Origin of the sequence: Aequoribacter sp. (assembly GCF_965659035.1) — a bacterium.
Lineage (GTDB): Bacteria > Pseudomonadota > Gammaproteobacteria > Pseudomonadales > Halieaceae > Aequoribacter.
This window is the reverse complement of record NZ_CBFHWH010000033.1, coordinates 1-22,094: the sequence shown is the minus strand read 5'-3', so window position 1 is coordinate 22,094 and position 22,094 is coordinate 1. Positions and strand designations below refer to the sequence as shown.

Genomic DNA, 22,094 nt, shown 5'->3' with positions numbered 1-22,094 from the left:
CGCATCCATTACGGAAAGCTGCTTACCTTCTTCTTTTTTCTCACCGTACATATGGCTGAGCTGAATCCAGTACTGATCTTTCGGATAGTACGTCACCAAGTTGCGCAGCATATCGATGGTATTGTCCACATCGTTACGTTCAAAGTACAAGAAGCGCGCAAGGTTGTACCACTGCTCCTTGGGCAACCTGCCTTTGTCTTCTTCCATCTGAATCGCAATTTTTACGTTCGCCAAGGCATTATCGTAGTCCTTCAACTGGTAATAACCTTGAGACAGCAAGACGTGCGAGGTTGCTGAGGGCTGATCGGTAACAGCAAACCAGTCGAGCAGCATATCGACACCGTTTTTCCAGTCTTCCTGCACGAAATACAGCTGTGCAATGGTGTACTTGGTGTTTGTCTCCATCGCCAAAGGGATGTCGGGCTGAGCAATGACGTTACGGTAAGCCTCAAGCGCTCCAGGAAAGTCTTCGTTGCTGTAATAAATGAACGCATATAGGTTGTAAACGTTAGCTAACTCGTACGAATTGAGCTCACGCTTGCCCGACGCGTCAATCATTGCATCTAACACAGACCTGGCTGTCGCCCAGTCTTTTGCCTCAGCGGCGGTTTGCGCCTCCGCCAGTTTTTCGTACACCTTGTTACGAAGAGCTGGGGTGCGACGCGTTTCGCGCTCATCCTTTTTGGTTTCTTGGGCTAGCGCGACGCCTGCTTGAAAACCGACAGATTCAGAGGCCTTCTCGATGCCAACTTGCGCCAACATCAGAGGAAGCGACAGTGCCGCAGCACGCATCCATACATATTTGTTACTTAAGTTTTGCATATCTCGTATCCCGCTTACTGCTCAAGCTCGTAGGTGAATTTGTTCTGTACACCGGCCACTTCGATAGGCTCGCCATCGACGACACGAGGCTTGTACTTGAACTTTTCGGCCGCTTTTAAGCTTGCACGCTCGAAAACACCCTGGGGCTGACAATCCACTGGAATGGGATCGCGAATTGACCCCGTTTTAGTGACGACGTACTCGACGATGCAGTATCCGGTAATACCGCGCGTTTGAGCACGACGGGGGTAAATCGGCGCAACTTTTACGATCGGTAGGTACTCACCATCACCCGACGACATGCCCGATGAGTTGATCGATACATTGACTTTTGCCGAAGGCGCGAGATTCACAACGTCGACGTCCATATCCATATCGAACTCTAAAGGCTGCATATCTGGCGGCGGCTCTTCAGGATCTTCGACTTTCTCTGGTTTGACTTCTTTGACGTTCACTTCAATTTCTTTGTTGGGAACGACAATGTCGGCTATTTTTCGTGATTTAACTTCTTCTTGCTCGTATTCACGGTCAATTAGGCTCTGCATCACAAAAAACAGGCCGACTGCGACGGGAACCGCTACCAACGCGGCTATGATAACCCTCACAATACTATTGCCCATCTCGATTACACCTCATCATCCGTAGAAATACAGGGTGGCGCTGTTAGTAGCGAACGCACCTCGTCAATTAGCTCCTCAACCGCGTAAGCAGGCGTATCTTGATCCACCTGGATTACCAAATTCGCTTGTGGAGCTTCCTTTTTGGCCGCTTCTGTCACTCGGTTTACACGGTCTAAAGGTACTTTATTTTTGTTGTAGTAGATGTCACCCTGACCATCCACCGCAAAAATGATCGTACCCCGTTCACACGCTTCCATCGTTGAAGCTTGTGGCTTGAACAGCTCAACACCGGGCTCTTTAACGAACGATGACGTTACGATAAAGAAGATCAACATAATGAAGACCACGTCGAGCATCGGGGTTAAATCGATCTGCCCCTCATCACTAGCACTACGACGGCGTGCAGCCTGATCTCTCATGCTCATTTTTTACCTCCAGCGCTCGCCCAGTTAACCGAGCCAGCGCCCGCTTCACGAGCCGCGTCAGCGACGTCAACAACGGCATTGGCACGAGCACCTTTTTCCACTTTGATGGTAACAGCTTGCTCTGGATCGCTCGCCAGTAAGCGCTGAATGTTAGCTCGAACCGAACGCACATCTACTCGTCGGTTTTCCATCCATATTTGGTTATCGCTACGAATATTCACCAAAATACTCGTCGCATCGCTCGGATCCGACTTAGAGTTATCGGGACGGTTGACTTCAATCCCGGCCTCCTTGATGAACGAGGCGACAACGATAAAGAAGATCAGCATGATGAACACCACGTCAAGCATCGGTGTCAAATCAATCTCGGCGCCGTCCTCTTCTTTTTGTTTCGCAAGTTTGCGCATTGGTCGAATGTCCTTTCTGTCGTCAGACCATTAGTGGTCTGACGTCAATTGATCCTCAAGTGATTCCTGCTCGCGCTCCGCGATCCGCTGCAAATAGGTATTTGCAAACAGACCAGATAACGCTGCCACCATCCCCGCCATCGTCGGAATTGTTGAACGCTCAACACCGCCAGCCATTGACTTTGCATCGCCACCGCCGGTCACTGCCATTACGTTGAACACCTCGATCATACCAGTCACAGTACCCAACAGACCCAATAAGGGGCACAAGGCGACCATCGTGGTAATAACGGACATGTTGCTGTTAATCACTTCTCTGCTCTGTGATACCAAGCGCGATCGAATTTGCTTCGCGTTCCACGACTTCCGCTCGGCTCGAGTTTCCCACTTGTCGACCAGTAGGCGCCGTTCAGCACGCCAGACGAAAGTAAAAAACCAAAAGCGCTCGAAAATCAGGGTCCACATAACGAACACAAGTATCGCGATCAGCCAGAGTACATCCCCGCCTTTATCCATAAAGGCGAGAATGGTTTCAGTAATGCCTCCAGACATAGTCTAGCTCCTACTTGTGAGACGTCTCGGAGTGCTCGGCAATGATACCGGTCGCTTGCTCGTTCAGCAGGTGAATCACACGCTGCGCACGTCCATTAACCAAGGTGTGCAACAAGACGGTCGGAATTGCGACTAACAGACCAAGAACCGTGGTTACCAAGGCGCTCGAAATACCGCCAGCCATTGCTTTTGGATCGCCTGCACCGAAGATCGTGATCGCCTGGAAGGTGATGATCATACCGGTTACCGTACCAAGCAGACCCATCAGAGGTGCTACAGCGGCGATAATCTTCAGCAAGGTCAGACCTGACTCTAGCTTTGGAGTTTCGCGCATCACGCCTTCGGCCATTTTCAGCTCGAGGGTTTCTGGATCCATCGATGGGTTATCTTCGTGAATCTTCAGTACTCGACCCAGGGGGTTGTTGGTGTTAGCCGCAGAAGACTTCAACTGCGCACTCACTTTGCTGGAGATCAATGACAGTGCGATCAAACGGTATACCGCGAGTAACAGAGCAAACACACCGACTGCAGTAATGGCGTAACCCACGTAGCCACCTTGGTGCCAACGCTCTTCCAGCGTCGGCGAATCGATGATTGCAGCTAGGAATGAACCACCGGTAGGGCCCGTTGGGTCGATACCAAACTGGTACATGCCGCTTGATGCGTTGGCTAGATCAGACGCCCAGCTGGTGTAAGAACCTGCAGGCTGACGAGGCAATTCGCTCAAGTTGCCGTTGTTGTAGGCCAGGTAGTTACCGTTGGCATCGATGATGTTAAACGCACCGATTCGGATGACGTCACGAGGAGCGCGCTCACCGGATGGCGTTGCAACTTCGGCGGTAAACTTAACGACGTTACCCGTTTCAGTGATTTCGCGAAGCAATTCGTACCACACTCGCTCGATCTCTTCGATGCGAGGCAACTTGTCAGAGCCTGACATCTTCGCGATCAAGTCTTTCAAGAAACCTTCACGGTTGGCGTACTGCGAAGATACGAGTGACACTTCGATGTTCGACGACAAATCACCAGCGGCCGCGGTCAAGTGGCCAAACAATTCTGTTAATGCACCCAACTTCTCTTTTAACTGCTTTTGCTTAGCGGCAATCAACAGCTCGTTGTCTTCGAATTTGTTTTCGAGCTGAGTACTCAAGCGCTCTTGACGCTCGCGCTCGGCTTCTGCTTCTTTTAGCAAACGAGCCTGATCCGCTTTTGCTTGGGCAAAACGCGCCTCACGCGCCTTGTTTTCTTTCGCATCGGTCGCTTGACCTTGCTTCACGAACTGAAGCAACTGCTCAAGGTTTGCCGCCGCTTCTGCACGAGGATCCACTTGTGGCTCAGCAGGAGCCTCCGCAGCGTCTTGCGCATAGGTCAGGCCAGAAACAGCTAACGCGCCGCCCAAAGTTAGGGCCGCAAAAATTTTATTTAACGCTTTCATTAGTTAGCCTCCGGTGCAGCTACAGGCATGTTGAGAAGTTCAATGGTGGCTTGTTTCTTGGCGATACGTACGCCTTTGCGGATTGCGGCAGCGTAGTCACCTGATGGCAGGCTATCCCAAGATTTCGTTTCGGGATTCCACACACCACTTTCTTCACCGTCGGTCGTTTGGTAAACCAAAGACACACGACCGATACGTAGGAAGTCGACGTCGCGAGTTACGCCATTGAGTTCGATGGTGTCGCTGTACGTCTCCATACCTCGACCGTACTGAAGCTCGATATTGTAGGCTTCTAGCACCTGACGGAATTTCTCCGCAACCGTAATATCAGATCGATCCACGTTGTCGCGCAAAAACTCGATGCGTGCACGACGCTCGTCTAGGTTGAATGGGACATCCAACTCAACAAATTGATCCAGACCGTCGATCATGCGAATAACAAGCGGCATCATTTGACGCTGAATAACCGTTACGTCATCGATCGACTCATCGATATCGGCGATACGACGCTCTTGGTTATCAATTTGGCGTTGCAAACGTGCATTGTAGACCTTCAGGCCATCTACTTGCTTCATCACAGTTTTGTAGTCTGTTAACAAATCGCGGGCTTCTTCGGCCAAACGATCTATTTTCGCTTGAGACTGTTTAGCAGCAGCAGTTTTCTCTTCGCCAACTTTTATGATGGCGTCTAATGTGTTGGCTTGTGATGCGACCGAGCAAAAAGCCCCGGCAGCAACAACAGTAGCCATCAACACAGATTTTAGTCGATGCGTAGTCATGAGGGTTGCGTATCCTATAGTCCAACGTTTGTGATTTTAGAATCTGATAAAAAAGGGGCCTAACAAGCTCGCGTTAAACCCCACCGATAACGGTAATCCGTGAGCCGATTTAAACGTACAAAATGGTAATTTTCAATGAAATCTCTTGCACAAACTTAAGTGATTTTGTGTTTGTGTAGATCGGTTACACATTTGGCGCAACGCCCAGCAAAAGGTAACACCGCACACATCGCGACTAAGCGTCGCGCTGCGCACGGATCCGCTCATATGTGACAAAATGACAGACGTATTGGTCTTTTTCCGACTGTTCAGGATGCTCGGCTCGCACCGATACCCACTCACCCCAATCGATGCAGTCCAACACAGTGTCGCCATCGGGCTCTGCGTCGATGTGCGTCACGATCAGACGGTCCGTAAAAGGCAGTGCTGACGCGTATATCTGCGATCCTCCGGCGATAATAATCTCATTCTGATCGGCGCTGCAGAACGTTTGCGCCACCGATAGCGCCTGCTCAATACTCGCGCACAAAATCACCCCTTCAGGCAGATCAGGCTGCCCCGAAGAGACGACGATGCTCGTGCGATTCGGCAAAAGCCCTGGCAAGGACTCAAACGTACGCCGCCCCATAATCATTGGCTTGCCCAAAGTAACACGTTTGAAAAAAGCGAGATCGGTAGGTACATGCCAAGGCAGGTCGCCGTTCCGTCCGATCACGCCATTTTTAGCGACCGCAAACACGGCAGAAACCAAAGGTTTACTCATATCGCCACCGCGCCAGCAATATGCGCGTGGGGCTCGTAACCCACAAGTTCAAAATCGTCAAAGCAGTAGTCGTAAATCGACTCCGGCTTGCGCTTAATTCGCAAGGTTGGGAGCGCTCGAGGCTCGCGCTCAAGTTGAGTCTCGACCTGCTCAAAATGGTTGCTGTAGATGTGCGAATCACCGGTGCTTATAATGACCTCACCTGGCTCTAAGTCGCACTGCTGACACAACATATGCGTCAACAAAGCCAAACTTGCCAAGTTGTAGGGCAAACCTAAGAATGAGTCACTGGAGCGAATGTAAAGCTGCGCCGACAAGCGACCATTGGCGACATAAAATTGATATAGAAGATGACACGGCGGCAACGCCATTTTGCCCTGCCTCACATTCTCTTGAGGACTGAGCGTTTCATCGGGCAAATACTCGACATTCCAGCCATGAAATAGAATCCGACGCGAATCCGGCTTGTGCTTCAAACAATCAATGACGTAGTCGATTTGGTTAATCGCGCCACCGTCGGCAGTTGGCCATGACCGCCATTGCGCCCCATAAATCGGGCCCAAATCGCCCTCTTCAGTTGCCCACTCATCCCAAATCGAAACACCATTTTCCCGCAACCAAGCGGTATTCGTGTCTCCTCTCAAAAACCAAATGAGTTCGTTAGCGATGCTTTTGAAGTGCAACTTTTTGGTCGTCAACAGTGGAAAGCCTTCGCTCAAGTCGTGACGAAATTGGCGCGCAAACACCGAGCGCGTTCCGGTGCCCGTCCGATCTGACTTATCGACGCCGTGCGCCATGATATCGCGCAACAAATCTAGGTAAACCTTCATATTTCCTTCCTAACCGTGTTTTTTTGGCGACGCCTGGTGCGAGTACGCCCACCACAATAAATACAAGCCTAAGAGTATCATGGGGATGCATAAAATTTGACCACGCGTCAGCCAGCCAAAAGCCTGAAACCCCAAATGCGCATCCGGCTCACGAAAGAATTCAGCAAGAAAGCGCAAGCAACCGTAACCTAAGGAGAACACCCCAGCCGCCGCCCACCGAGGTCGCCGCTGTCGCGTAAACCAGTAGACCAACGCGAATAGAGTTAACCCCTCCAGGCCGAACTGATAGAGCTGTGACGGATGCCTCGGCAACTGCATAGGGTCATTAGGAAAAACCATTGCCCAAGGCACAGTCGCGGCGCGCCCCCACAACTCTTGCCCGATAAAATTCCCCAATCGCCCCAGAGCCAAGCCAATAGGCGCAAGTGGCGCGACAAAATCGAGTAGATCCCCCAAGGCAACTTTACGGGTTTTTGACAGGTAATACACTGCGGCGATCACACCCAGTAAGCCGCCATGAAAAGACATACCCCCTTCCCAGACCCGCAACGCCCACGATGGGTCAGACAGCAGGCGATCGCTCCCATAAAACAAAATATAGCCAAGCCGCCCACCCAAGACGATACCGATTGCAGCGTAAAAGATTAAGTCGTCAACCCACTCCTCACGCCATACCGAGCCGGCTTTGCGGCACTCTCTGCGCGCCAACCACCAGGCAAACGTCAAGCCCGCCAAGTAGGTCAGACCATACCAATGGATTTTAAGAGGCCCAAGCTCTAGTGCAACGGGATCAATGGCGGGGTAAGCCAGCATAGTGAAAGCCCTGTAAAAAGCACGTAGGGTAGCACCCTTACGTTTAGAATTAATGTAACCTTGCAATTTTTAGCAGGATAAACCGCCATGTGTCTGATTGCTATCGGCTGGCAAGCGCATCCGACCATGCCGCTGGTCATTGTTGCTAATCGCGATGAGTTTTACCAGCGCGAGTCGCAAAGCATGACCTTTTGGGAGGATAAACCAAACATCCTCGCCGGCAGGGATTTACAGGCGGGCGGCACTTGGCTTGGCGTCAACACACAGGGCCGCTTCGCCGCCTTGACCAATGTTCGCGAGACGCTCCCACCAGCGACCGAAACATCTCGCGGAAGCCTAGTTGGCCTATGGCTTAGCAATCAATCCTCAAGCATGGAGCTCATTGGTCAACTGGCCGACACAGCCGCGACGTACAGTGGCTACAACCTCATATTTGGCGACACCTCCCAACTGCTTTGGGCGAGCAATCGCGGCCAAAATGGCTTTGAGTACAGGTATTTAGCGAGCGGCATTTACGGCCTGGGAAACGCCTCGCTGAATACGCCATGGCCGAAACTTCGACTGGCCAAGCAACGTTTAGCCCTGCAACTTAAACTCTCCCACCCCTCGATCGCCGAGTTGGCGTGGGTTACGGCAGATACCTGTACGCAGGACGACTTAAGCTACTTAGGCGACACTGACATGGAGGAAAGCTGGCTCAGGGCACTGAGCGCACAATGGATTGCGACCCCCGATTATGGGACTCGAGCACAAACCGTCATCACGCTTGAAAACACTGGGCAAATGACATGCCACGAACGTGCCGTCGGTGCCAGCGGCGACACCATTAGCGAGCAAACCTTTCAGTTTAGGATATAGGGCCTACAGCCTCGTCAAGGCTCACCGGCACAAACTGCTGCATGCCACGTTCGGACAAGAAGGCGCCCAAAGCGCCCTGAATTTGCTCTGAGTGATCCATTACTACGACCTCTTCAAGCAAATTACGCGCATCATCGAGCAAAACCGAGCGAAGCGCTTTTTTGACTTTAGGCAAGCTTATCGAGTTCATCGACAAGGTGTCGTAACCCATCGCGGCCAGCAATACCGACGCACCCGGATCACCCGCGAGCTCCCCGCAAATACTGACCGGCTTGCCCTCGGCCTTGCCGCTTTCCGCCACAATCCTCAAAGCCTGGATCACGGCGGGATGGTACGCATGATAAAGATCAGCCACCCTTGCATTGTTGCGATCAACGGCCAAGAGATACTGAGTCAAATCATTTGAACCTACGCTTAAAAAGTCGACCTTCCTGGCCAAAGCGCGCGCCTGATATACCGCCGCTGGAACCTCAACCATAACACCAACAGGGGGACGCTCACCCAACTCGTGACCCTCTTGCAGCAGCTCCTGATAACAGCGCTCGACTAAATCAAGAGCTTCTTGCAGCTCGGACATATTGCTCACCATCGGCAGCATAATGCGTAAGTTACCCAAACCCACATTAGCCTTCATCATGGCTCGAACCTGCGCCAAAAATATCTCGGGATGATCGAGCGTTACTCGCAGACCACGCCATCCCAAAAAGGGGTTAGCTTCTTCGATTGGGAAATAGGGTAAGGCCTTATCACCCCCAATATCCAAAGTGCGCATGGTGACTGCCTTCGGGGCAAAAGCTTCTAACTGCTGCCGATACAGTTGGCGCTGCTCTTCCTCGCTGGGAAAGCGCTCTTGCATTAGAAATGGCACTTCTGTTCGGTACAGACCTACGCCTTCGGCGCCTCGATCTAACGAAATTGCCACATCGGCCATCAACCCCGTGTTCACGAATAAAGGAATTCGGTGTCCATCTGCCGTCTCACAATCTACGTCTCGCAAAGATTCCAAATCTTTGCTCAAAGCCGCCTCTTGCTCGATCAACTCTTCAAAACGCTCGAGCAGCATCGTCGACGGATTCAAATGCACAACGCCGTTATACCCATCGATAATAACGGTCTTACCCTCAAGCCGGGTGTAGGGTAAATCAACAGCACCCATGAGAGTCGGAATGCCCATAGCGCGAGCTAAAATAGCAACGTGAGAATTGCCTGAGCCTCGCACTGATATCAATCCCACTAAGTTTTCTCGAGGCACCTCACCCAGCATTGACGCGGTCAACTCCTCGCCCACCAAGACCACTCGATCCGAATAATCTCGCTTATCGTGCGCATCGACCTGAAGGTAACTTAAGACCCGGGTGCCAAGATCTTTAACATCAACGGCACGCTCTCGCAGGTAACTGTGCTCCATTTGCTCGAAGTGCCGTATGTGCTCGATCATCACCTGACTTAAGGCACCTTGGGCCCAATTGCCGGCCTTGATCAACGCGGCCACTTCGGCACCGATGGTGGAATCATCAAGAATACTTAAATAAACATCGAACAACGCACGATCTTCAGCGTTCAGCTGGTCGGCCAAATTCGCAGCAACCGCACGCACATCGTTACGAACAGCCTCCAGTGCTTGCTTGAATGAACGCAATTCGGCGCGCCGGTCATTCGTTTGTTTCTTGGGCACCGCATACAAATCGGCGACGGGCGACACAACAGCGACCTGTCCCACGGCTACGCCCGGAGAACCGCCAATACCCGTAACACGGGTCGAGCCCTGTGGACTCGCAGTGGCATCAGTATATTCTTCTTGGATCGAGCCGGTGACCTGAGCATGCGCAATCACGCCCGCCAGCTGTGCCGACATGGTGACTAAAAAGGCCTCATCACTCTCATCAAATCGACGCCGTTGTGCCTGCTGAACAACCAGCACACCCAACACGATCTTGTGGTGGATAATCGGCACCCCCAAAAAGGCGTGAAAGGGCTCTTCGCCAATACCTGATAGCAACTGGAAATGCGGATGCTCTGACGCGTTGTCCAAGTTCACGGGCTCTTCACGGGTCGCAACCAAGCCAACCAAGCCCTCGTTATGGGCCAAGCTCAATAAACCAATCTGGTTTTTGTTAAGACCTTCGGTCGCTCTAAACACCAAGCGGTTTGTTGCTGGGTCACGTAAATACACTGAGCACACCTGTGTCCCCATGGCGTCTCGCACCCGGGTCACGATGATTTTAAGTGCCTCTTCTAACGATTCGGCCGCATTTACGCGTTGCACAATATTGCGCAACATTTCCAGCATCATACCTGTTTAATCCTGCCGCAATGTCACATTTACCGGCGCACAGTCTGCCAGCTCCTGCATGGCCAAGCGATACACCTCACGCTTGAAGTGGATCACTTGATCAATCGGGTGCCAATAATCGACCCACTCCCAATGATCAAACTCTGGTGTGCCGTGTCCATCCAATTGGATAGCGTCGTCGGCCGCCAGTAACCGCAACAAAAACCACTTCTGTTTCTGGCCGACACACTTTCGCCCCGGACCTTTACGCCAGTACTGCCTCGGCAAGTGATACCGAAGCCAGCGCTCTGTTTGGCCTAAGATTTCGACGTGGTGCGCCTGTAACCCAACCTCTTCCTGCAACTCTCGATACAAGGCCTGCTCGGGGGTCTCTCCCGAATCAATCCCACCTTGCGGAAATTGCCAACCGTTTTTACCGCCGATACGACGGGCCCAAAACACTTTGCCGAGGTCGTTACAGATGATAATGCCGACGTTCGGCCGAAAACCATCTTCGTCAATCACGACTCGCCTCTTTTCTATAAATTTCATGTTAACCTTGCCACTATAGCACGGAGTCAGGCTTTCGCGACTGCCTGATCGGAATTCTCAGCAAAAGGCTCACTATGGCATTGGCGATTTTTGATCTCGATAACACACTCTTAGGCACCGACTCTGACCACCAATGGGGGGAGTACTTATGCGATCGAGGCCTTGTGTCTGCCGATGAATTTCGGGCCCGCAACGACCAGTTTTATGAAGATTACAAATTGGCAAGGTTAGATATCAACGCCTACCTTCGCTTCGTGCTGACAACCATTAAGGGCCTAAGCACCCGCGAAGTCGACGACTTGCACAGCGTATTTTTCCAAAGCCACATCGCGCCCTTTATGTTGTCCAAAGCGCAGGACTGCGTGAACCAACATAAAGCTAATGGCGACACCTGCCTGGTGATTACGGCGACAAGCCGCTTCATCACCGAACCCATTGTGAGCGCGTTTGGTATTGAGCACATCATTGCTTCAGAGGCACAGATTATCGACGGACACTACACCGGCGAGCCTTCGGGCACCCCAAGTTTTGCAGGTGGTAAAGTCACGCGTCTTGCCGAGTGGCTAAACACCAAACCGGAACTTAAATTACAAGAGCACTACTTTTACAGCGATTCTCGCAACGATTTACCGTTGCTTGAAGAAGTCAGCCACCCTGTCGCTGTGGATCCCGACGACACCTTACGGCACATTGCGAGCGAGCGAGGGTGGCCTATATTGAGCTTCAGAGACTAATCGTCGCAGCTCGCATCGTATTGCTCAGCGGTAAGCAAATCATCAACACTCGCCGCGTCATCGAGGCGCATCTTGAAGAACCAGCCATCGCCATAAGGGTCTTCATTGATGACGTCCGGGTTATCTTCTAAGTTTTCGTTGATCGCAATAATTTCGCCACCGATTGGTGCGTAGATATCCGACGCGGCTTTTACCGACTCGACAACACCCGCTTCATCACCGGCACCGAGTTGCGCGCCAACTTCGGGTAACTCGACAAATACAACATCGCCTAGCGCTTCTTGCGCATGATTCGTAATGCCGATTGTGGCAGTACCATCTTCCTCAACGCGGACCCACTCGTGGCTGCTAACGTAACGTAACTCTGCTGGTGATTGGCTCATGGCATTCCCTCAAATTAAAACGCGTATTCTACCTCAGAGCAGTAGAAAGACAATCAGGCAAGACCCATTGCGATTTTAGCCACTTTACGTTTAACCGGACTTAGCTGGTTAAACGTCGACATTCCCGCATTGCGCAACCAGCGTACGACAGGATTTTGCTGATCAAATAAGCGAACAAAACCTTCCATTGCCCCCGCGACGACCAGATTGTCAGTTTTACGCCGACGCTGATAACGCGCTAGCACCAGCGTAGACCCCAGATCTAAACCTTTTTTGGCAGCTCGACCCAACTCTTCGGCCAGCACAGAAACATCCGCAAAACCCAAATTAATACCCTGTCCGGCTAAAGGGTGAATGGTATGCGCAGCATCCCCCACCAGCACACAACGCTTGGCTTGATAGTTCATTGCGTGACGTTGACGCAGAGGGACGCAAATCCGCTGAGATACAGCAGTGATTGCCCCCAATTGGATTTCGCTTTTGTGCGCTAACGCGTCCATAAAATCACCGTCCTCAAGCTGCATTAGGCGCTCGGCCTCGCCCTCGTGCGCAGACCAAACAAGGGATACAAATTGATCGCTGGGATGACTCAAAGGCAGAAACGCAAGCGGACCCGTGCGCAGAAACCACTGCCGCGCTACGTGCTCATGTATGCGCTCTGTCTGAAGGGTGGCCACAATCGCTGACTGACCGTAAGGCCACTCGACGACATCGACACCCATGTATTGCCGAATAATCGAAAGCGCACCATCAGCACCAACTAACAGCTGTGCTGACCAAGTTTGCCCCGACTTTAATTCGATGCGCGCCTCGGACTCCGTCGTATCAATCGCATTAATCTCTTGCTGCATCAAAGTTCGCACGCGACTTTGTTTCAGCTTGTCATGCAAAGCGGCCAGCAACACAGAGTTTTCGACGATGGCTCCTAACTCACTCACTTGCAGCTCGGCGGCATCAAATTGCACAAAACCAGTACCCTCACCGTCCCACACCTGCATCGACCGATACGCTTGGCGTCGGACTGACGGTAAATCTAGGCCCTGCTCACCTAAGAACTGCCATGAATTTGCCGCTACGGCACTGACTCGAGCGTCAAAGTCGTGCACGGTTTGGGGGTGTTCATGTTGCACTTCGGCCCACGAACCTCGTTCGACAATCACCACATCAAGACCCTGCCTATCTAAGGCTAGTGCGAGACTCGCTCCTGCTAATCCGCCCCCAACGATCACAACATCACATTGACTAGACATAGTCGCCCTCGCCAACAGCTCCCGCGGCAATCGCAGTAAAACGCTGCTTCACTGTCGGTATCACATCCATTAAACCCAGGGCAAAATTGCGTACGGCACCCACCGCCCCTGTGTACTGAAATAGCTCGGGCAATAAATCACTGGCGTTCACTGTGCGCCATTGATCCAGAGCTCTGCGCTGTGCATAGGGCGCCAGAGCCGCGCTAGAAAAATCATGGCTGCTCACGCACTGTGTTAGCACCTCGGACAGACTGCGAATATCCCGCACGGATAGATTAAACCCCTGACCAGCTACAGGATGAAGGGTGTGCGCCGCATTTCCTAACACCACAATACCCGCTCGAACTTGCTCAATACAATGCATCATTTGCAGCGGGTACACGTGGCGCTCACCCACCTGTTCGATACGGCCCAATCGATACCCAAATTGCGCCTCTAAACTTTTGCAGAATTGCCGATCAGTCAGCCCCATAAGCTCGCCGATTCGATCCTTAGATGCGGTCCAGACCAGCGCGCTGCGATTTAAGTCGCCCGCGTTACTCAGGGGCAACATCGCCATGGGCCCCTGTTCGCTAAAACGCTCATAAGCGCAGTAACGATGGTGCTCTGCGGTGGCGACGTTGGCAATAATCGCACTGTGACCGTAGGCCTTCGATTCGCACAGCATGCCCAGACGCTGCGCCAAAGCAGATTGGCCACCGTCGGCAATAATCAGACAATCTAACACCTGTGCTTTGCCGGCGGCATCGAATACTTCTACTCCGCGGGCTTTGGGCTGAATGGTCGCCACCTCGCTGGGGGCATGCACCCTGACTCGGCTACCTTTGAGTTGCTGGGAAAGTGTTTCGCCCAAAACCCGATTCTCGATTACGCCGCCTAATTGCGGCCAGTTGACCTGCTGCGCGGTCAATACTGTCGACCCCATCCTTCCCTTATTCGAGACATGAATGGACCGGATAGGACACGCTTGCCGGGATACATCCAGCAGACCCAAGCTGTCCATATAGCGCAGAGTGTCAAAGCTTAAAGCCGTCGAGCGATCGTCAAAAGATGCCTGAGACAAGGGGCGATCAAAGTCTATCGAAGCAACATCAAAAACATGAATAGCACAGCTTGCTCCAAACGATCTATCGAAGGCCAACGCGGCCAGCAAACCCACCATGCCGCCGCCGACAATACCTACATTATGCCTTATCGATTCATCCACAGCTCGATCTCTTCAACTGTTTTAGGGGCTTGTTCAGTCAGCACCTCAGGACCTCGTTCACTAATCAATACATCGTCTTCAATTCGAATGCCGATGCCGCGCCAACGGTCGTGCACCGCAGGGTTGTCAGAGGCGATGTAAATACCAGGCTCTACCGTTGTTACCATACCAGCCAACAAATCACGCCAGCGACCCTCTCTCTGATAATCGCCGACATCGTGCACATCAAGCCCCAGCCAGTGCCCAACACGATGCATGTAAAAGGCTTGGTATGCTTTAGTGTCTATCAGGTCATTCAGGCTTCCCTGTAAGATACCCAAATCCAGCAGACCTTCGGTAATAATACGCACGCTAGCGTCATGACTTGCCTGCCAAGGCAACCCCACTTGGAGCTGCTCTATCGCGGCCTGCTGGGCCAGTAACACGATCTCGTACACAGCTTTCTGCTCGGGGCTAAACCGCCCGTTCACGGGGAAGGTACGGGTGACATCGGCCGCATACATCTGATACTCGCAACCGGCATCTATCAGCACTAACTCACCGCCACACATACGGCGGCTATTTTTGTCGTAGTGCAGGGTACAAGCGTTTGGCCCACTTCCAACAATGGGCGCATAAGCCTGTTCGCGTGCGCCATGACGAGCAAACACATACTGCAACTCGGCTTCCAACTGGTATTCATAAACACCGGGGGCAGCGGCTCGCATAGCCGCCTGATGGCCGGCAACCGTGATATCTGCCGCCGTACGCATGACATCAAGCTCTGCAGCATCTTTGATTAAGCGGTGCTCATGCAACAGGCGATGCAAATCAATCAAATCGCCCGGGGCCAAACTTAAACTCGAGGCGTGCTGACGCAAATGTGCCAAAATACCCAGCACCCGCTGATCAAAATCAGGACGCAAACCCACAGAGTAGTACACATGCTCGCGCCCTTCCATCAAGCCAGGCAAGATGTCATCGATGTCATCTAAAGGAAAGGCGTCGTCGAAGCCGTAGTCACTGACCGCGCGCTCAGGGCCAACTTGCTCGCCCTCCCATAGGGCTGTTTTGGGGTCGGGCTCAGCGCAAAACAAGATCGCCTCACCGTGCGGACGCCCGGGGACCAATACGATCAGCGCGTCGGGCTCATTAAAACCACTGAGGTACCAAAAATCACTGTCCTGCCTGAAGCGAAAATGCGTATCACGACTTCGTGTTTTTTGCGAAGCAGCGGGCACTAAAGCGACCGCATTATCGACCATTTCGGTCATTAAGCGCTGTCGACGGGCTCCGTGATTTGTAAAAGAAGAACGCATGACTTGGGTTAGTGCCAGATCCGCTCGTGCTCATCTTCCAACGAGAGCTCATCGTCGTCGAGCGCGTAGGTGGAATACAAATTCAAAACAACCACGCGAACGTATTCTAACAACTCAAAAAAATCATTTTCTTGCTCGTCGAAATCATCAAACCCACTGACCTCGACCCGCGCAATTTGCGCTAAATCTCTGAGTATCTCTGCCGACTCCGTCGTCACCTGGTCCGACTGGGTGACGCCCGCCGCAAAGCCTTTTAAGAAACCCTCGCACCACAGCGCAAGCCCCTCTGAGCGAATCTCCAATTCATCGTCATCGTCCGGCACGAGCGGCGAAAACCCGTAATCAGGATCGCATAAGGCCCGCAAACTCGCGGCGGCTGCCTGTTCTGTGGCGACCATTAAATCGCCGGTGATGGACTCTTTTAACGCGTGCCCCATGGCCGCTAGCAAGTCATCTGATCGAAGCCCCGACACCAGCAAACCCACCACGCAACCATGCCACTCCGAGGGTGATAAATCGACGCCCTCCATCAAAAACAAATCGGCCACCTGATCGAAGTCGCTCGCTAGGACCTCGTCACTTTCTATCCACATAAAATACGTCCTTATCGCAACGAGCCACGGCTCGCGTTGACCTAAATCGATGTCCCTACTATAGTAACCGAGAATTCATCGGTATACCGCAAATGCCTGCACATAAACCCGAAGCCCTAGAGCAAAAAATCGACCAGCTCATTGCCTTATGCAAAGAGCTTAACGCCGAAAACCAAATGCTGCTGGAACAACGCAACAGCTGGTATCGTGAGCGTCAAATGCTGGTCGAGCAAAACCAAGCCGTAAAAAATAAAGTCTCTACGGTGCTGGCTAAATTACAAGCCATGGAGCGTAGCGCGTGAATAAACCTTCCGGTGTCACGATTAACCTCCTGGATAAGCAGTATCAAATTGCCTGCCCAGATGAGGAGCGCGAAGACTTAACGCTATCGGCGCGCTACCTTGACCAGCAAATGCGCAACATCAAGGCATCGGGCAAGGTCGTCGGCCTGGACCGTATTGCGATCATGGCCGCCCTAAACATTAGTCATGAATTGCTCAAGCTCAGTCGCGAACACAAAGCGTCATTGGAGCAAGCCCAAGACCCCGTTGACTGTGCATCATCAGCAAAACTGTGCGAAAAAATTGAAGAAGCTCTGTATGAGCTACGTCAACTAAAGATTAGTTAATTCGAGGCATTACGCTCCTACATACGCTATACTGAGCGCGGATTCCTGACATATTCGCCAGATATTTGTGTCCGCGAGCCGATATCAGCAAATCAGGGGCAAGCTCGTAGCGTCGGTGTGCACGTCCGCTCGACGGAAAGCCTAAAGCACTGCAGTAAGTCCCGCCTTGAACCGTTGGGTTCAAGGGCGCCCTTATCAGCGGTATGTTGGGAGTCCTTTTCACCCATAGCGCTTTTATTTCCACGTTTTATGGTCTGCCGCGTTAAGCACAGATACACTCACACCTTACAGCGACACAGTAATCCGCCGCCTGCACTCGTTCGACCTGAAGGCGATAGCGCACGACTAGCTCGAACTCGATTGAATATGAATAACCAAGACACTATCGCTCAGCACAAGAAGAACTTACGCTTTGAACTCAAGCAACGGCGCCAGTCTGTCACGCCTTCCCAGAGAGATCGAGCAGCAGAGCAAATAGCGAAGTCCGCCTTGACCTTAGCAAGCAACAGCAAACGCATCGGTCTTTATTACGCACTGCCCAACGAAGCGCCTACTCAGCCTTTAGCTCAGGCGCTGTGGAAAATCGGCAGACAAGTCTACCTTCCACGTATCCACAACGATCGCCACTTACACTTTTCTTTGTGGGAGCAAGACACTGCTCTAGAATCCGGCAAACTTGGCATACCCGCACCAACAAGCACCAACACTGAAATTGGCGCAGGGAATCTGGATCTAATATTCATACCGCTGCTGGGGTTTGATCAATCAGGGCACCGCTTAGGCATGGGCGGCGGGTACTACGACACCACGCTATGTCATACCCCGCGGCCAATTAAGGTCGGGGTAGCGTTTGACTGTCAAGAAGTCGAACAAGTTCCTGTCGAGGAGCACGACATTCGCCTAGACGTGTTGATTACTGAATCGCGCGTCTTGCGCTTTCAATAGTCTCTACTCTGAATAAACACCTGCTTGCAGGGGCGTCTCGGGGTTACGCGCCTCGGTCTTTCCGGCGAACATGGGTCCCACCACCGACACCAAAGCCCCCAATACAAAGCATATAGCAAGCACCACTAACGCATCTGGTTTACGTTTCACGACTTAGCCCATTGTTTCTTACGGCGCTCCTCTGCGGGGGCGCTCGCTTCTAATAATGTGAATATTTCACAAATGAAAGCAAAACCTAGCACCGCCACTAAATATTGGCAAGTGTTAGCTGTAAAAAATTTGAATGCTTATTTTAGAGACATCAAATCAAGACGCCGTCTGATCAGTGCTACCCAAAAATTGCTGATAAGCCGTGTTGTTTGTCTCGTTCCAGAATCGATAGCCTAAGCGATTAAACGCTTCCTCTAACAGCGGCTCGTCTTTCTTGCCCGCCTGAAAACCTACCAGCACACGCCCGTACGCGGCACCGTGATTTCGATAGTGGAACAAACTGATGTTCCAGCGATGCCCGAGTACCGATAAGAATTTGGCCAAAGCACCGGGGCGCTCGGGGAATTCAAAGCGGTATACGAGTTCTTGGCCTGCCTTGAGCGGCACATGTCCACCCACCATAAAACGGACATGCAGCTTAGCCATTTCATTATCGGTAAGATCTTCCACCTGATAACCCGACTCACGCAAAGAGCTTAACAGCCGCTCCAAATCATCGCCGGCGGGGTTCACACTTAAGCCCACAAAAACTCGCGCTTTTGCAGCATCTGCGTAGCGGTAGTTAAACTCTGTGATATTCCGCTTACCGATCGCCTGACAAAAGGTTTTAAAAGCACCGGGGCGCTCGGGAATGACGGCACTGAGCACCGCCTCACGCTTTTCACCGATCTCCGTGCGCTCTGAAATATAACGCAAGCGATCAAAATTGGTATTAGCGCCGCTAACGATGGTCAAGAGGGTTTTATCTTCCAGCTCTTCCTGCTCGATATACTTTTTAAGCCCCGCCAACGCCAAGGCGCCGGCCGGCTCCGCAATACTGCGCGTATCTTCAAAGATATCTTTGATCGCGGCACACATTTCGTCGCTACTGACCGTAATAACACCGTCTATCAAATCTTTAATGACCCGAAAAGTTTCTTTGCCAATTTGCGCTACCGCACACCCCTCGGCAAACAGCCCGACTTCTTTTAAGGTCCCGCGCCGCCCTGTGCGCATCGCCAAATCCAAGCAAGCTGCATCGTCTGGCTCGACACCAAAGACTTTGGTTTGCGGCCAGATGTACTTGGTATAGGCCGCCACGCCAGCCAGCAAGCCACCGCCACCAACGGGGACAAAAATCGCATCGGGCGCCTCGCCTAACTGACGCACGATTTCTACACCTACAGTACCTTGACCGGCAATAATGTCGGGGTCGTCATAAGGCGGTATGTAAACCAAGCCCTGAGTCTCAACGAGCTTTTTCGCGTAAGCCGCAGCCTCTTCAAAAGTATCGCCATGCAGTACTGTTTTAGCGCCGCGCCCTCTTACCGCCTCCACTTTAATCAGAGGCGTTGTTTTGGGCATGACGATGGTGGCTTTAACTTTCAGGGTCGCCGCTGCCAGCGCCAAACCCTGAGCATGGTTACCTGCTGAAGCGGCTACGACACCGCGGCTGAGCTCCTGCTTAGAAAGCTTCGACATTTTGTTAAAAGCACCGCGACACTTGAAAGAGAACACTGGCTGCATGTCTTCGCGTTTGAGTAAAATGCGATTGCCAAAGCGCTGCGATAACAATCGCGCATCGTCGATGGGCGTTTCACGTGCGACATCGTAAACACGCGCGTTTAAGATGCGTTTTATGTATGATTGCGGCATGGTAGCGTTGGCTTAGTCAAATCAGCGAGTACCATACCAAATTGTGCCTCAAGTTTCAGCAGATTACCGTCGATGAATGCAGGCAGATACTCGATACGAACAGCAGAGATAAACCAATGAGCAAAACGCAAGACGAACTGAAACGTGAAGTGGCCCAAGCGGCATTGGATTTTATTGCTCCGCATCTCACGCCAGCCAGCATGCTCGGCATTGGCACAGGATCGACGGCCAATGAGTTTATTCACTTGCTGGGCACCAGCGGCTTACCATTCTCTGGAACCGTTGCCTCGTCGGAGGCGTCAGCCCAACGCCTGCGCGACTTTGGTATTCCAGTGCTGGACCTCAGCTTAGTCAACAGCTTGCAGTTCTACATCGACGGGGCCGATGAAGCAAACGGCGCATTAGAGCTGATCAAAGGTGGCGGTGCAGCGCTAACACGCGAGAAAATTGTGGCTGCAGCCAGCGAGTTTTTTGTTTGCATTGCCGACGAGTCAAAAGAAGTGGCGACGCTTGGCAAATTCCCGCTACCGGTGGAGGTGATTCCAATGGCAGAGAACATCGTTGTCAGCGCCCTAAGAGCGATGGGTGGACGTCCAGAAGTCCGCGAAGGCGTTATCACCGACAACCGCAACATCATCATTGATGTTTACGATTTTATGATCGACGACCCAAAGGCCACAGAAACTGCCATCAATCAAATTACTGGCGTGGTATGCAACGGCTTATTCGCTCACCGAGGTGCCGACTTGTTGCTTTTGAGCGGGCAGACAGGCGTGCGAAGCCTTAAAGCCTGAACATGGATCCAATTACCGCCTTTGTCACGCTCGCTTTAGTGATGGACCCTTTGGGTAACGTTCCCTTGTTTCTATCGGTATTGAAGGACGTACCACAAGAACGTCGCTTTAAAGTGATTCTGCGTGAGCTCGTTATTGCACTGGCGGTGATGCTGCTGTTCCTGTTCGCAGGCGAAAAGGTGCTTAACCTGCTCGGCTTACAACAAGAGGCCATAGCAATTGCTGGTGCGATTATTCTATTTTTAATTGCGATACGCATGATCTTCCCATCACCCTACGGCATTATGGGCGAAAACCCCGACGGGGAACCATTCATTGTGCCGCTCGCAATCCCCGCCATTGCAGGCCCCTCAGTGCTTGCGATCGCCATGCTACTGGTTAGCAACGACCCCGCTCGCATGCTTGAGTGGACTATCGCCTTAATTTGCGCGTGGCTCGCCACTTCGGTCGTACTGCTTGCCTCACCCTTACTCCTGCGAGCACTCGGCAATCGCGGGCTCATTGCTAGCGAGCGCTTAATGGGCATGATTTTGGTCATTATTGCCGTGCAGATGTTTTTTGACGGCGTAGGCAAGTTTTTACATTTGAACTAGATTGAGACCAGCAGCCACGCGCCATTAAAACGCCAAGCTGAAGGTAACGGGCCCATCGTTAATAAGAGCAACCTGCATGTCGGCGCCGAATCGCCCCGTCTGTACGTCCAAATTTGAACCCCGCACACAGTCAACAAAGTAATCGAACATCTCGCTGGCTTCAGCGGGCGGCATAGCACTGGAGAAACTGGGACGAAGCCCTTTACGAGTGTCGGCAGCGAGTGTGAATTGCGACACCAGCAGCAGGCTTCCACCGACATCCCGCACTGACTTATTCATGCGCCCCTCGCCATCGGTAAACACTCGATAGGCGAGCAGTCGTTCTGCCGCTCGCTCGCACAGCTGCTTGGTATCGTCTTTTTCTAAACCGACAAACACCAAAAGCCCCTGCGCAATGGCGGCGACTCGGTCACCGCCAACATCTACCGATGCACTTTTCACTCGCTGCAAGAGTAACTGCATAGAATCACCGATTCACTTGCCTTGGCCCCGCCGCGAAGCAGGGGCTCGTCGCTTTAAGCTGCGCGCGAAGCGCGCTTGCGCTCGTGCTCGACCAGCAGCTTTTTGCGCAACCGAATGGCACCCGGGGTGACCTCGACCAACTCATCATCTTCGATAAACTCGAGCGCTTGCTCTAGGGTGTGACGAATAGGTGGAGTCAACAGCAAGTTTTCATCAGTACCAGCGGCACGAATA

At 52.3% G+C, this 22,094-nt stretch carries 28 protein-coding genes and 1 other RNA gene; 8 read left to right on the top strand and 21 right to left on the bottom strand.

The annotated features are described in order from the left end of the window. From ACTF5Z_RS06875 to lgt, 10 genes are all read right to left on the bottom strand, one after another. Positions 1 to 822, bottom strand: an 822-nt coding sequence (locus tag ACTF5Z_RS06875; RefSeq protein ID WP_438985002.1) for a tetratricopeptide repeat protein, incomplete at its 3' end; no start/stop codon positions are given. Between the two features lie 14 nt (positions 823 to 836). Beyond that, positions 837 to 1,442, bottom strand: coding sequence for a TonB family protein (locus tag ACTF5Z_RS06870; protein WP_423849572.1), 606 nt, complete (start codon positions 1,440 to 1,442; stop codon positions 837 to 839). 5 nt (positions 1,443 to 1,447) lie between these two features. Continuing rightward, positions 1,448 to 1,867 carry an ExbD/TolR family protein gene (locus ACTF5Z_RS06865; RefSeq protein WP_009575991.1) on the bottom strand — a complete coding sequence of 140 codons (420 nt, stop codon included), beginning with the start codon at positions 1,865 to 1,867 and terminating at the stop codon, positions 1,448 to 1,450. Beyond that, entirely contained in the window at positions 1,864 to 2,274 is a 411-nt protein-coding gene (locus ACTF5Z_RS06860) for an ExbD/TolR family protein (protein ID WP_438985001.1), read from the bottom strand. The genes ACTF5Z_RS06865 and ACTF5Z_RS06860 overlap by 4 nt, the downstream gene beginning before the upstream one ends. 30 nt (positions 2,275 to 2,304) lie before the next feature. Next, positions 2,305 to 2,826, bottom strand: coding sequence for a MotA/TolQ/ExbB proton channel family protein (locus tag ACTF5Z_RS06855; RefSeq protein WP_438985000.1), 522 nt, complete (start codon positions 2,824 to 2,826; stop codon positions 2,305 to 2,307). Positions 2,827 to 2,836: 10 nt separating this feature from the next. Beyond that, complete coding sequence (locus ACTF5Z_RS06850) at positions 2,837 to 4,261, bottom strand: MotA/TolQ/ExbB proton channel family protein (protein ID WP_438984999.1); 1,425 nt, start codon at positions 4,259 to 4,261, stop codon at positions 2,837 to 2,839. Continuing rightward, complete coding sequence (locus tag ACTF5Z_RS06845; RefSeq protein WP_438984998.1) at positions 4,261 to 5,040, bottom strand: DUF3450 domain-containing protein; 780 nt, start codon at positions 5,038 to 5,040, stop codon at positions 4,261 to 4,263. The genes ACTF5Z_RS06850 and ACTF5Z_RS06845 overlap by 1 nt, the downstream gene beginning before the upstream one ends. Positions 5,041 to 5,275: 235 nt before the next feature. Next, complete coding sequence (locus ACTF5Z_RS06840; protein ID WP_438984997.1) at positions 5,276 to 5,803, bottom strand: dihydrofolate reductase; 528 nt, start codon at positions 5,801 to 5,803, stop codon at positions 5,276 to 5,278. Next, positions 5,800 to 6,633 (bottom strand): thymidylate synthase, encoded by an 834-nt coding sequence (locus ACTF5Z_RS06835; RefSeq protein ID WP_438984996.1) that lies wholly within the window; start codon positions 6,631 to 6,633, stop codon positions 5,800 to 5,802. The genes ACTF5Z_RS06840 and ACTF5Z_RS06835 overlap by 4 nt, the downstream gene beginning before the upstream one ends. A gap of 9 nt (positions 6,634 to 6,642) precedes the next feature. Next, positions 6,643 to 7,446, bottom strand: coding sequence for a prolipoprotein diacylglyceryl transferase (gene lgt, locus ACTF5Z_RS06830; protein ID WP_438984995.1), 804 nt, complete (start codon positions 7,444 to 7,446; stop codon positions 6,643 to 6,645). Between the two features lie 87 nt (positions 7,447 to 7,533). Between lgt and ACTF5Z_RS06825 the strand changes: the two genes are divergently transcribed. Further along, a complete protein-coding gene (locus tag ACTF5Z_RS06825; RefSeq protein ID WP_438984994.1) occupies positions 7,534 to 8,304 on the top strand; it encodes an NRDE family protein in 771 nt (256 codons plus the stop codon). On the opposite strand, the gene ptsP is transcribed toward ACTF5Z_RS06825, so the two are convergent. Next, a complete protein-coding gene (gene ptsP, locus ACTF5Z_RS06820) occupies positions 8,294 to 10,594 on the bottom strand; it encodes a phosphoenolpyruvate--protein phosphotransferase (protein ID WP_423853529.1) in 2,301 nt (766 codons plus the stop codon). The genes ACTF5Z_RS06825 and ptsP overlap by 11 nt on opposite strands. A gap of 9 nt (positions 10,595 to 10,603) precedes the next feature. After that, positions 10,604 to 11,101 (bottom strand): RNA pyrophosphohydrolase, encoded by a 498-nt coding sequence (locus tag ACTF5Z_RS06815; RefSeq protein WP_438985003.1) that lies wholly within the window; start codon positions 11,099 to 11,101, stop codon positions 10,604 to 10,606. Positions 11,102 to 11,202: 101 nt separating this feature from the next. Between ACTF5Z_RS06815 and ACTF5Z_RS06810 the strand changes: the two genes are divergently transcribed. Continuing rightward, on the top strand, positions 11,203 to 11,862 hold the full coding sequence (locus ACTF5Z_RS06810) for an HAD family hydrolase (RefSeq protein ID WP_438984993.1): 660 nt from the start codon (positions 11,203 to 11,205) through the stop codon (positions 11,860 to 11,862). Here ACTF5Z_RS06810 and gcvH read toward each other — a convergent pair. The 5 genes from gcvH to ACTF5Z_RS06785 are packed head-to-tail and all read right to left on the bottom strand — an operon-like array spanning position 11,859 to position 16,593. Then, the gene (gene gcvH, locus ACTF5Z_RS06805; RefSeq protein WP_423849740.1) at positions 11,859 to 12,245 is read right to left on the bottom strand and encodes a glycine cleavage system protein GcvH; all 387 of its coding nucleotides are present in this window, start codon (positions 12,243 to 12,245) and stop codon (positions 11,859 to 11,861) included. The two genes, ACTF5Z_RS06810 and gcvH, sit on opposite strands and share 4 nt — an antisense overlap. 53 nt (positions 12,246 to 12,298) lie before the next feature. Continuing rightward, positions 12,299 to 13,495: an FAD-dependent oxidoreductase gene (locus ACTF5Z_RS06800; RefSeq protein ID WP_438984992.1), complete on the bottom strand. Its 1,197-nt coding sequence runs from the start codon at positions 13,493 to 13,495 to the stop codon at positions 12,299 to 12,301. Continuing rightward, positions 13,488 to 14,702, bottom strand: coding sequence for an FAD-dependent monooxygenase (locus ACTF5Z_RS06795; RefSeq protein ID WP_438984991.1), 1,215 nt, complete (start codon positions 14,700 to 14,702; stop codon positions 13,488 to 13,490). Before ACTF5Z_RS06795 ends, ACTF5Z_RS06800 begins: the two co-directional genes overlap by 8 nt. Further along, positions 14,687 to 16,000, bottom strand: coding sequence for an aminopeptidase P N-terminal domain-containing protein (locus tag ACTF5Z_RS06790; RefSeq protein ID WP_438984990.1), 1,314 nt, complete (start codon positions 15,998 to 16,000; stop codon positions 14,687 to 14,689). Before ACTF5Z_RS06790 ends, ACTF5Z_RS06795 begins: the two co-directional genes overlap by 16 nt. Positions 16,001 to 16,008: 8 nt before the next feature. Continuing rightward, the gene (locus ACTF5Z_RS06785; protein ID WP_438984989.1) at positions 16,009 to 16,593 is read right to left on the bottom strand and encodes a UPF0149 family protein; all 585 of its coding nucleotides are present in this window, start codon (positions 16,591 to 16,593) and stop codon (positions 16,009 to 16,011) included. 92 nt (positions 16,594 to 16,685) lie between these two features. Here ACTF5Z_RS06785 and ACTF5Z_RS06780 point away from each other — a divergent pair, with 92 nt between their 5' ends. The 4 genes from ACTF5Z_RS06780 to ACTF5Z_RS06765 all read left to right on the top strand — a co-directional run bounded on the left by ACTF5Z_RS06780 (position 16,686) and on the right by ACTF5Z_RS06765 (position 18,166). Further along, positions 16,686 to 16,895 carry a hypothetical protein gene (locus tag ACTF5Z_RS06780; protein ID WP_009576007.1) on the top strand — a complete coding sequence of 70 codons (210 nt, stop codon included), beginning with the start codon at positions 16,686 to 16,688 and terminating at the stop codon, positions 16,893 to 16,895. Beyond that, the gene (locus ACTF5Z_RS06775; RefSeq protein WP_438984988.1) at positions 16,892 to 17,221 is read left to right on the top strand and encodes a cell division protein ZapA; all 330 of its coding nucleotides are present in this window, start codon (positions 16,892 to 16,894) and stop codon (positions 17,219 to 17,221) included. Before ACTF5Z_RS06780 ends, ACTF5Z_RS06775 begins: the two co-directional genes overlap by 4 nt. Before the next feature lie 39 nt (positions 17,222 to 17,260). Further along, a non-coding RNA gene (ssrS, locus tag ACTF5Z_RS06770) (6S RNA) lies at positions 17,261 to 17,438 on the top strand. Between the two features lie 149 nt (positions 17,439 to 17,587). After that, on the top strand, positions 17,588 to 18,166 hold the full coding sequence (locus tag ACTF5Z_RS06765; RefSeq protein WP_438984987.1) for a 5-formyltetrahydrofolate cyclo-ligase: 579 nt from the start codon (positions 17,588 to 17,590) through the stop codon (positions 18,164 to 18,166). 3 nt (positions 18,167 to 18,169) lie between these two features. On the opposite strand, the gene ACTF5Z_RS06760 is transcribed toward ACTF5Z_RS06765, so the two are convergent. Both ACTF5Z_RS06760 and ilvA read right to left on the bottom strand, forming a co-directional pair. Continuing rightward, the gene (locus tag ACTF5Z_RS06760) at positions 18,170 to 18,316 is read right to left on the bottom strand and encodes a hypothetical protein (protein ID WP_423849733.1); all 147 of its coding nucleotides are present in this window, start codon (positions 18,314 to 18,316) and stop codon (positions 18,170 to 18,172) included. A 156-nt stretch (positions 18,317 to 18,472) separates the two neighbouring features. After that, on the bottom strand, positions 18,473 to 20,011 hold the full coding sequence (ilvA, locus tag ACTF5Z_RS06755; protein ID WP_438984986.1) for a threonine ammonia-lyase, biosynthetic: 1,539 nt from the start codon (positions 20,009 to 20,011) through the stop codon (positions 18,473 to 18,475). Between the two features lie 116 nt (positions 20,012 to 20,127). On the opposite strand from ilvA, the gene rpiA reads away from it, so the two are divergent. Together rpiA and ACTF5Z_RS06745 are read left to right on the top strand one after the other, a co-directional pair. Then, positions 20,128 to 20,805: a ribose-5-phosphate isomerase RpiA gene (gene rpiA, locus ACTF5Z_RS06750; protein WP_438984985.1), complete on the top strand. Its 678-nt coding sequence runs from the start codon at positions 20,128 to 20,130 to the stop codon at positions 20,803 to 20,805. Positions 20,806 to 20,807: 2 nt separating this feature from the next. Beyond that, a complete protein-coding gene (locus tag ACTF5Z_RS06745; RefSeq protein ID WP_423853523.1) occupies positions 20,808 to 21,398 on the top strand; it encodes a YhgN family NAAT transporter in 591 nt (196 codons plus the stop codon). A 24-nt stretch (positions 21,399 to 21,422) separates the two neighbouring features. On the opposite strand, the gene dtd is transcribed toward ACTF5Z_RS06745, so the two are convergent. Further along, a complete protein-coding gene (dtd, locus tag ACTF5Z_RS06740) occupies positions 21,423 to 21,860 on the bottom strand; it encodes a D-aminoacyl-tRNA deacylase (RefSeq protein ID WP_438984984.1) in 438 nt (145 codons plus the stop codon). Positions 21,861 to 21,913: 53 nt separating this feature from the next. Then, positions 21,914 to 22,094, bottom strand: a 181-nt coding sequence (locus tag ACTF5Z_RS06735; RefSeq protein WP_438984983.1) for a hypothetical protein, incomplete at its 5' end; no start/stop codon positions are given.

Coding starts and splice junctions, on each gene's coding strand:
- ACTF5Z_RS06870 (WP_423849572.1), bottom strand. CDS start 1,442: ATGGGCAATAGTATTGTGAGGGTTATCATAGCCGCGTTGGTAGCGGTT.
- ACTF5Z_RS06865 (WP_009575991.1), bottom strand. CDS start 1,867: ATGAGCATGAGAGATCAGGCTGCACGCCGTCGTAGTGCTAGTGATGAG.
- ACTF5Z_RS06860 (WP_438985001.1), bottom strand. CDS start 2,274: ATGCGCAAACTTGCGAAACAAAAAGAAGAGGACGGCGCCGAGATTGAT.
- ACTF5Z_RS06855 (WP_438985000.1), bottom strand. CDS start 2,826: ATGTCTGGAGGCATTACTGAAACCATTCTCGCCTTTATGGATAAAGGC.
- ACTF5Z_RS06850 (WP_438984999.1), bottom strand. CDS start 4,261: ATGAAAGCGTTAAATAAAATTTTTGCGGCCCTAACTTTGGGCGGCGCG.
- ACTF5Z_RS06845 (WP_438984998.1), bottom strand. CDS start 5,040: ATGACTACGCATCGACTAAAATCTGTGTTGATGGCTACTGTTGTTGCT.
- ACTF5Z_RS06840 (WP_438984997.1), bottom strand. CDS start 5,803: ATGAGTAAACCTTTGGTTTCTGCCGTGTTTGCGGTCGCTAAAAATGGC.
- ACTF5Z_RS06835 (WP_438984996.1), bottom strand. CDS start 6,633: ATGAAGGTTTACCTAGATTTGTTGCGCGATATCATGGCGCACGGCGTC.
- lgt (WP_438984995.1), bottom strand. CDS start 7,446: ATGCTGGCTTACCCCGCCATTGATCCCGTTGCACTAGAGCTTGGGCCT.
- ACTF5Z_RS06825 (WP_438984994.1), top strand. CDS start 7,534: ATGTGTCTGATTGCTATCGGCTGGCAAGCGCATCCGACCATGCCGCTG.
- ptsP (WP_423853529.1), bottom strand. CDS start 10,594: ATGCTGGAAATGTTGCGCAATATTGTGCAACGCGTAAATGCGGCCGAA.
- ACTF5Z_RS06810 (WP_438984993.1), top strand. CDS start 11,203: ATGGCATTGGCGATTTTTGATCTCGATAACACACTCTTAGGCACCGAC.
- gcvH (WP_423849740.1), bottom strand. CDS start 12,245: ATGAGCCAATCACCAGCAGAGTTACGTTACGTTAGCAGCCACGAGTGG.
- ACTF5Z_RS06800 (WP_438984992.1), bottom strand. CDS start 13,495: ATGTCTAGTCAATGTGATGTTGTGATCGTTGGGGGCGGATTAGCAGGA.
- ACTF5Z_RS06790 (WP_438984990.1), bottom strand. CDS start 16,000: ATGCGTTCTTCTTTTACAAATCACGGAGCCCGTCGACAGCGCTTAATG.
- ACTF5Z_RS06785 (WP_438984989.1), bottom strand. CDS start 16,593: ATGTGGATAGAAAGTGACGAGGTCCTAGCGAGCGACTTCGATCAGGTG.
- ACTF5Z_RS06780 (WP_009576007.1), top strand. CDS start 16,686: ATGCCTGCACATAAACCCGAAGCCCTAGAGCAAAAAATCGACCAGCTC.
- ACTF5Z_RS06765 (WP_438984987.1), top strand. CDS start 17,588: ATGAATAACCAAGACACTATCGCTCAGCACAAGAAGAACTTACGCTTT.
- ilvA (WP_438984986.1), bottom strand. CDS start 20,011: ATGCCGCAATCATACATAAAACGCATCTTAAACGCGCGTGTTTACGAT.
- rpiA (WP_438984985.1), top strand. CDS start 20,128: ATGAGCAAAACGCAAGACGAACTGAAACGTGAAGTGGCCCAAGCGGCA.
- ACTF5Z_RS06745 (WP_423853523.1), top strand. CDS start 20,808: ATGGATCCAATTACCGCCTTTGTCACGCTCGCTTTAGTGATGGACCCT.
- dtd (WP_438984984.1), bottom strand. CDS start 21,860: ATGCAGTTACTCTTGCAGCGAGTGAAAAGTGCATCGGTAGATGTTGGC.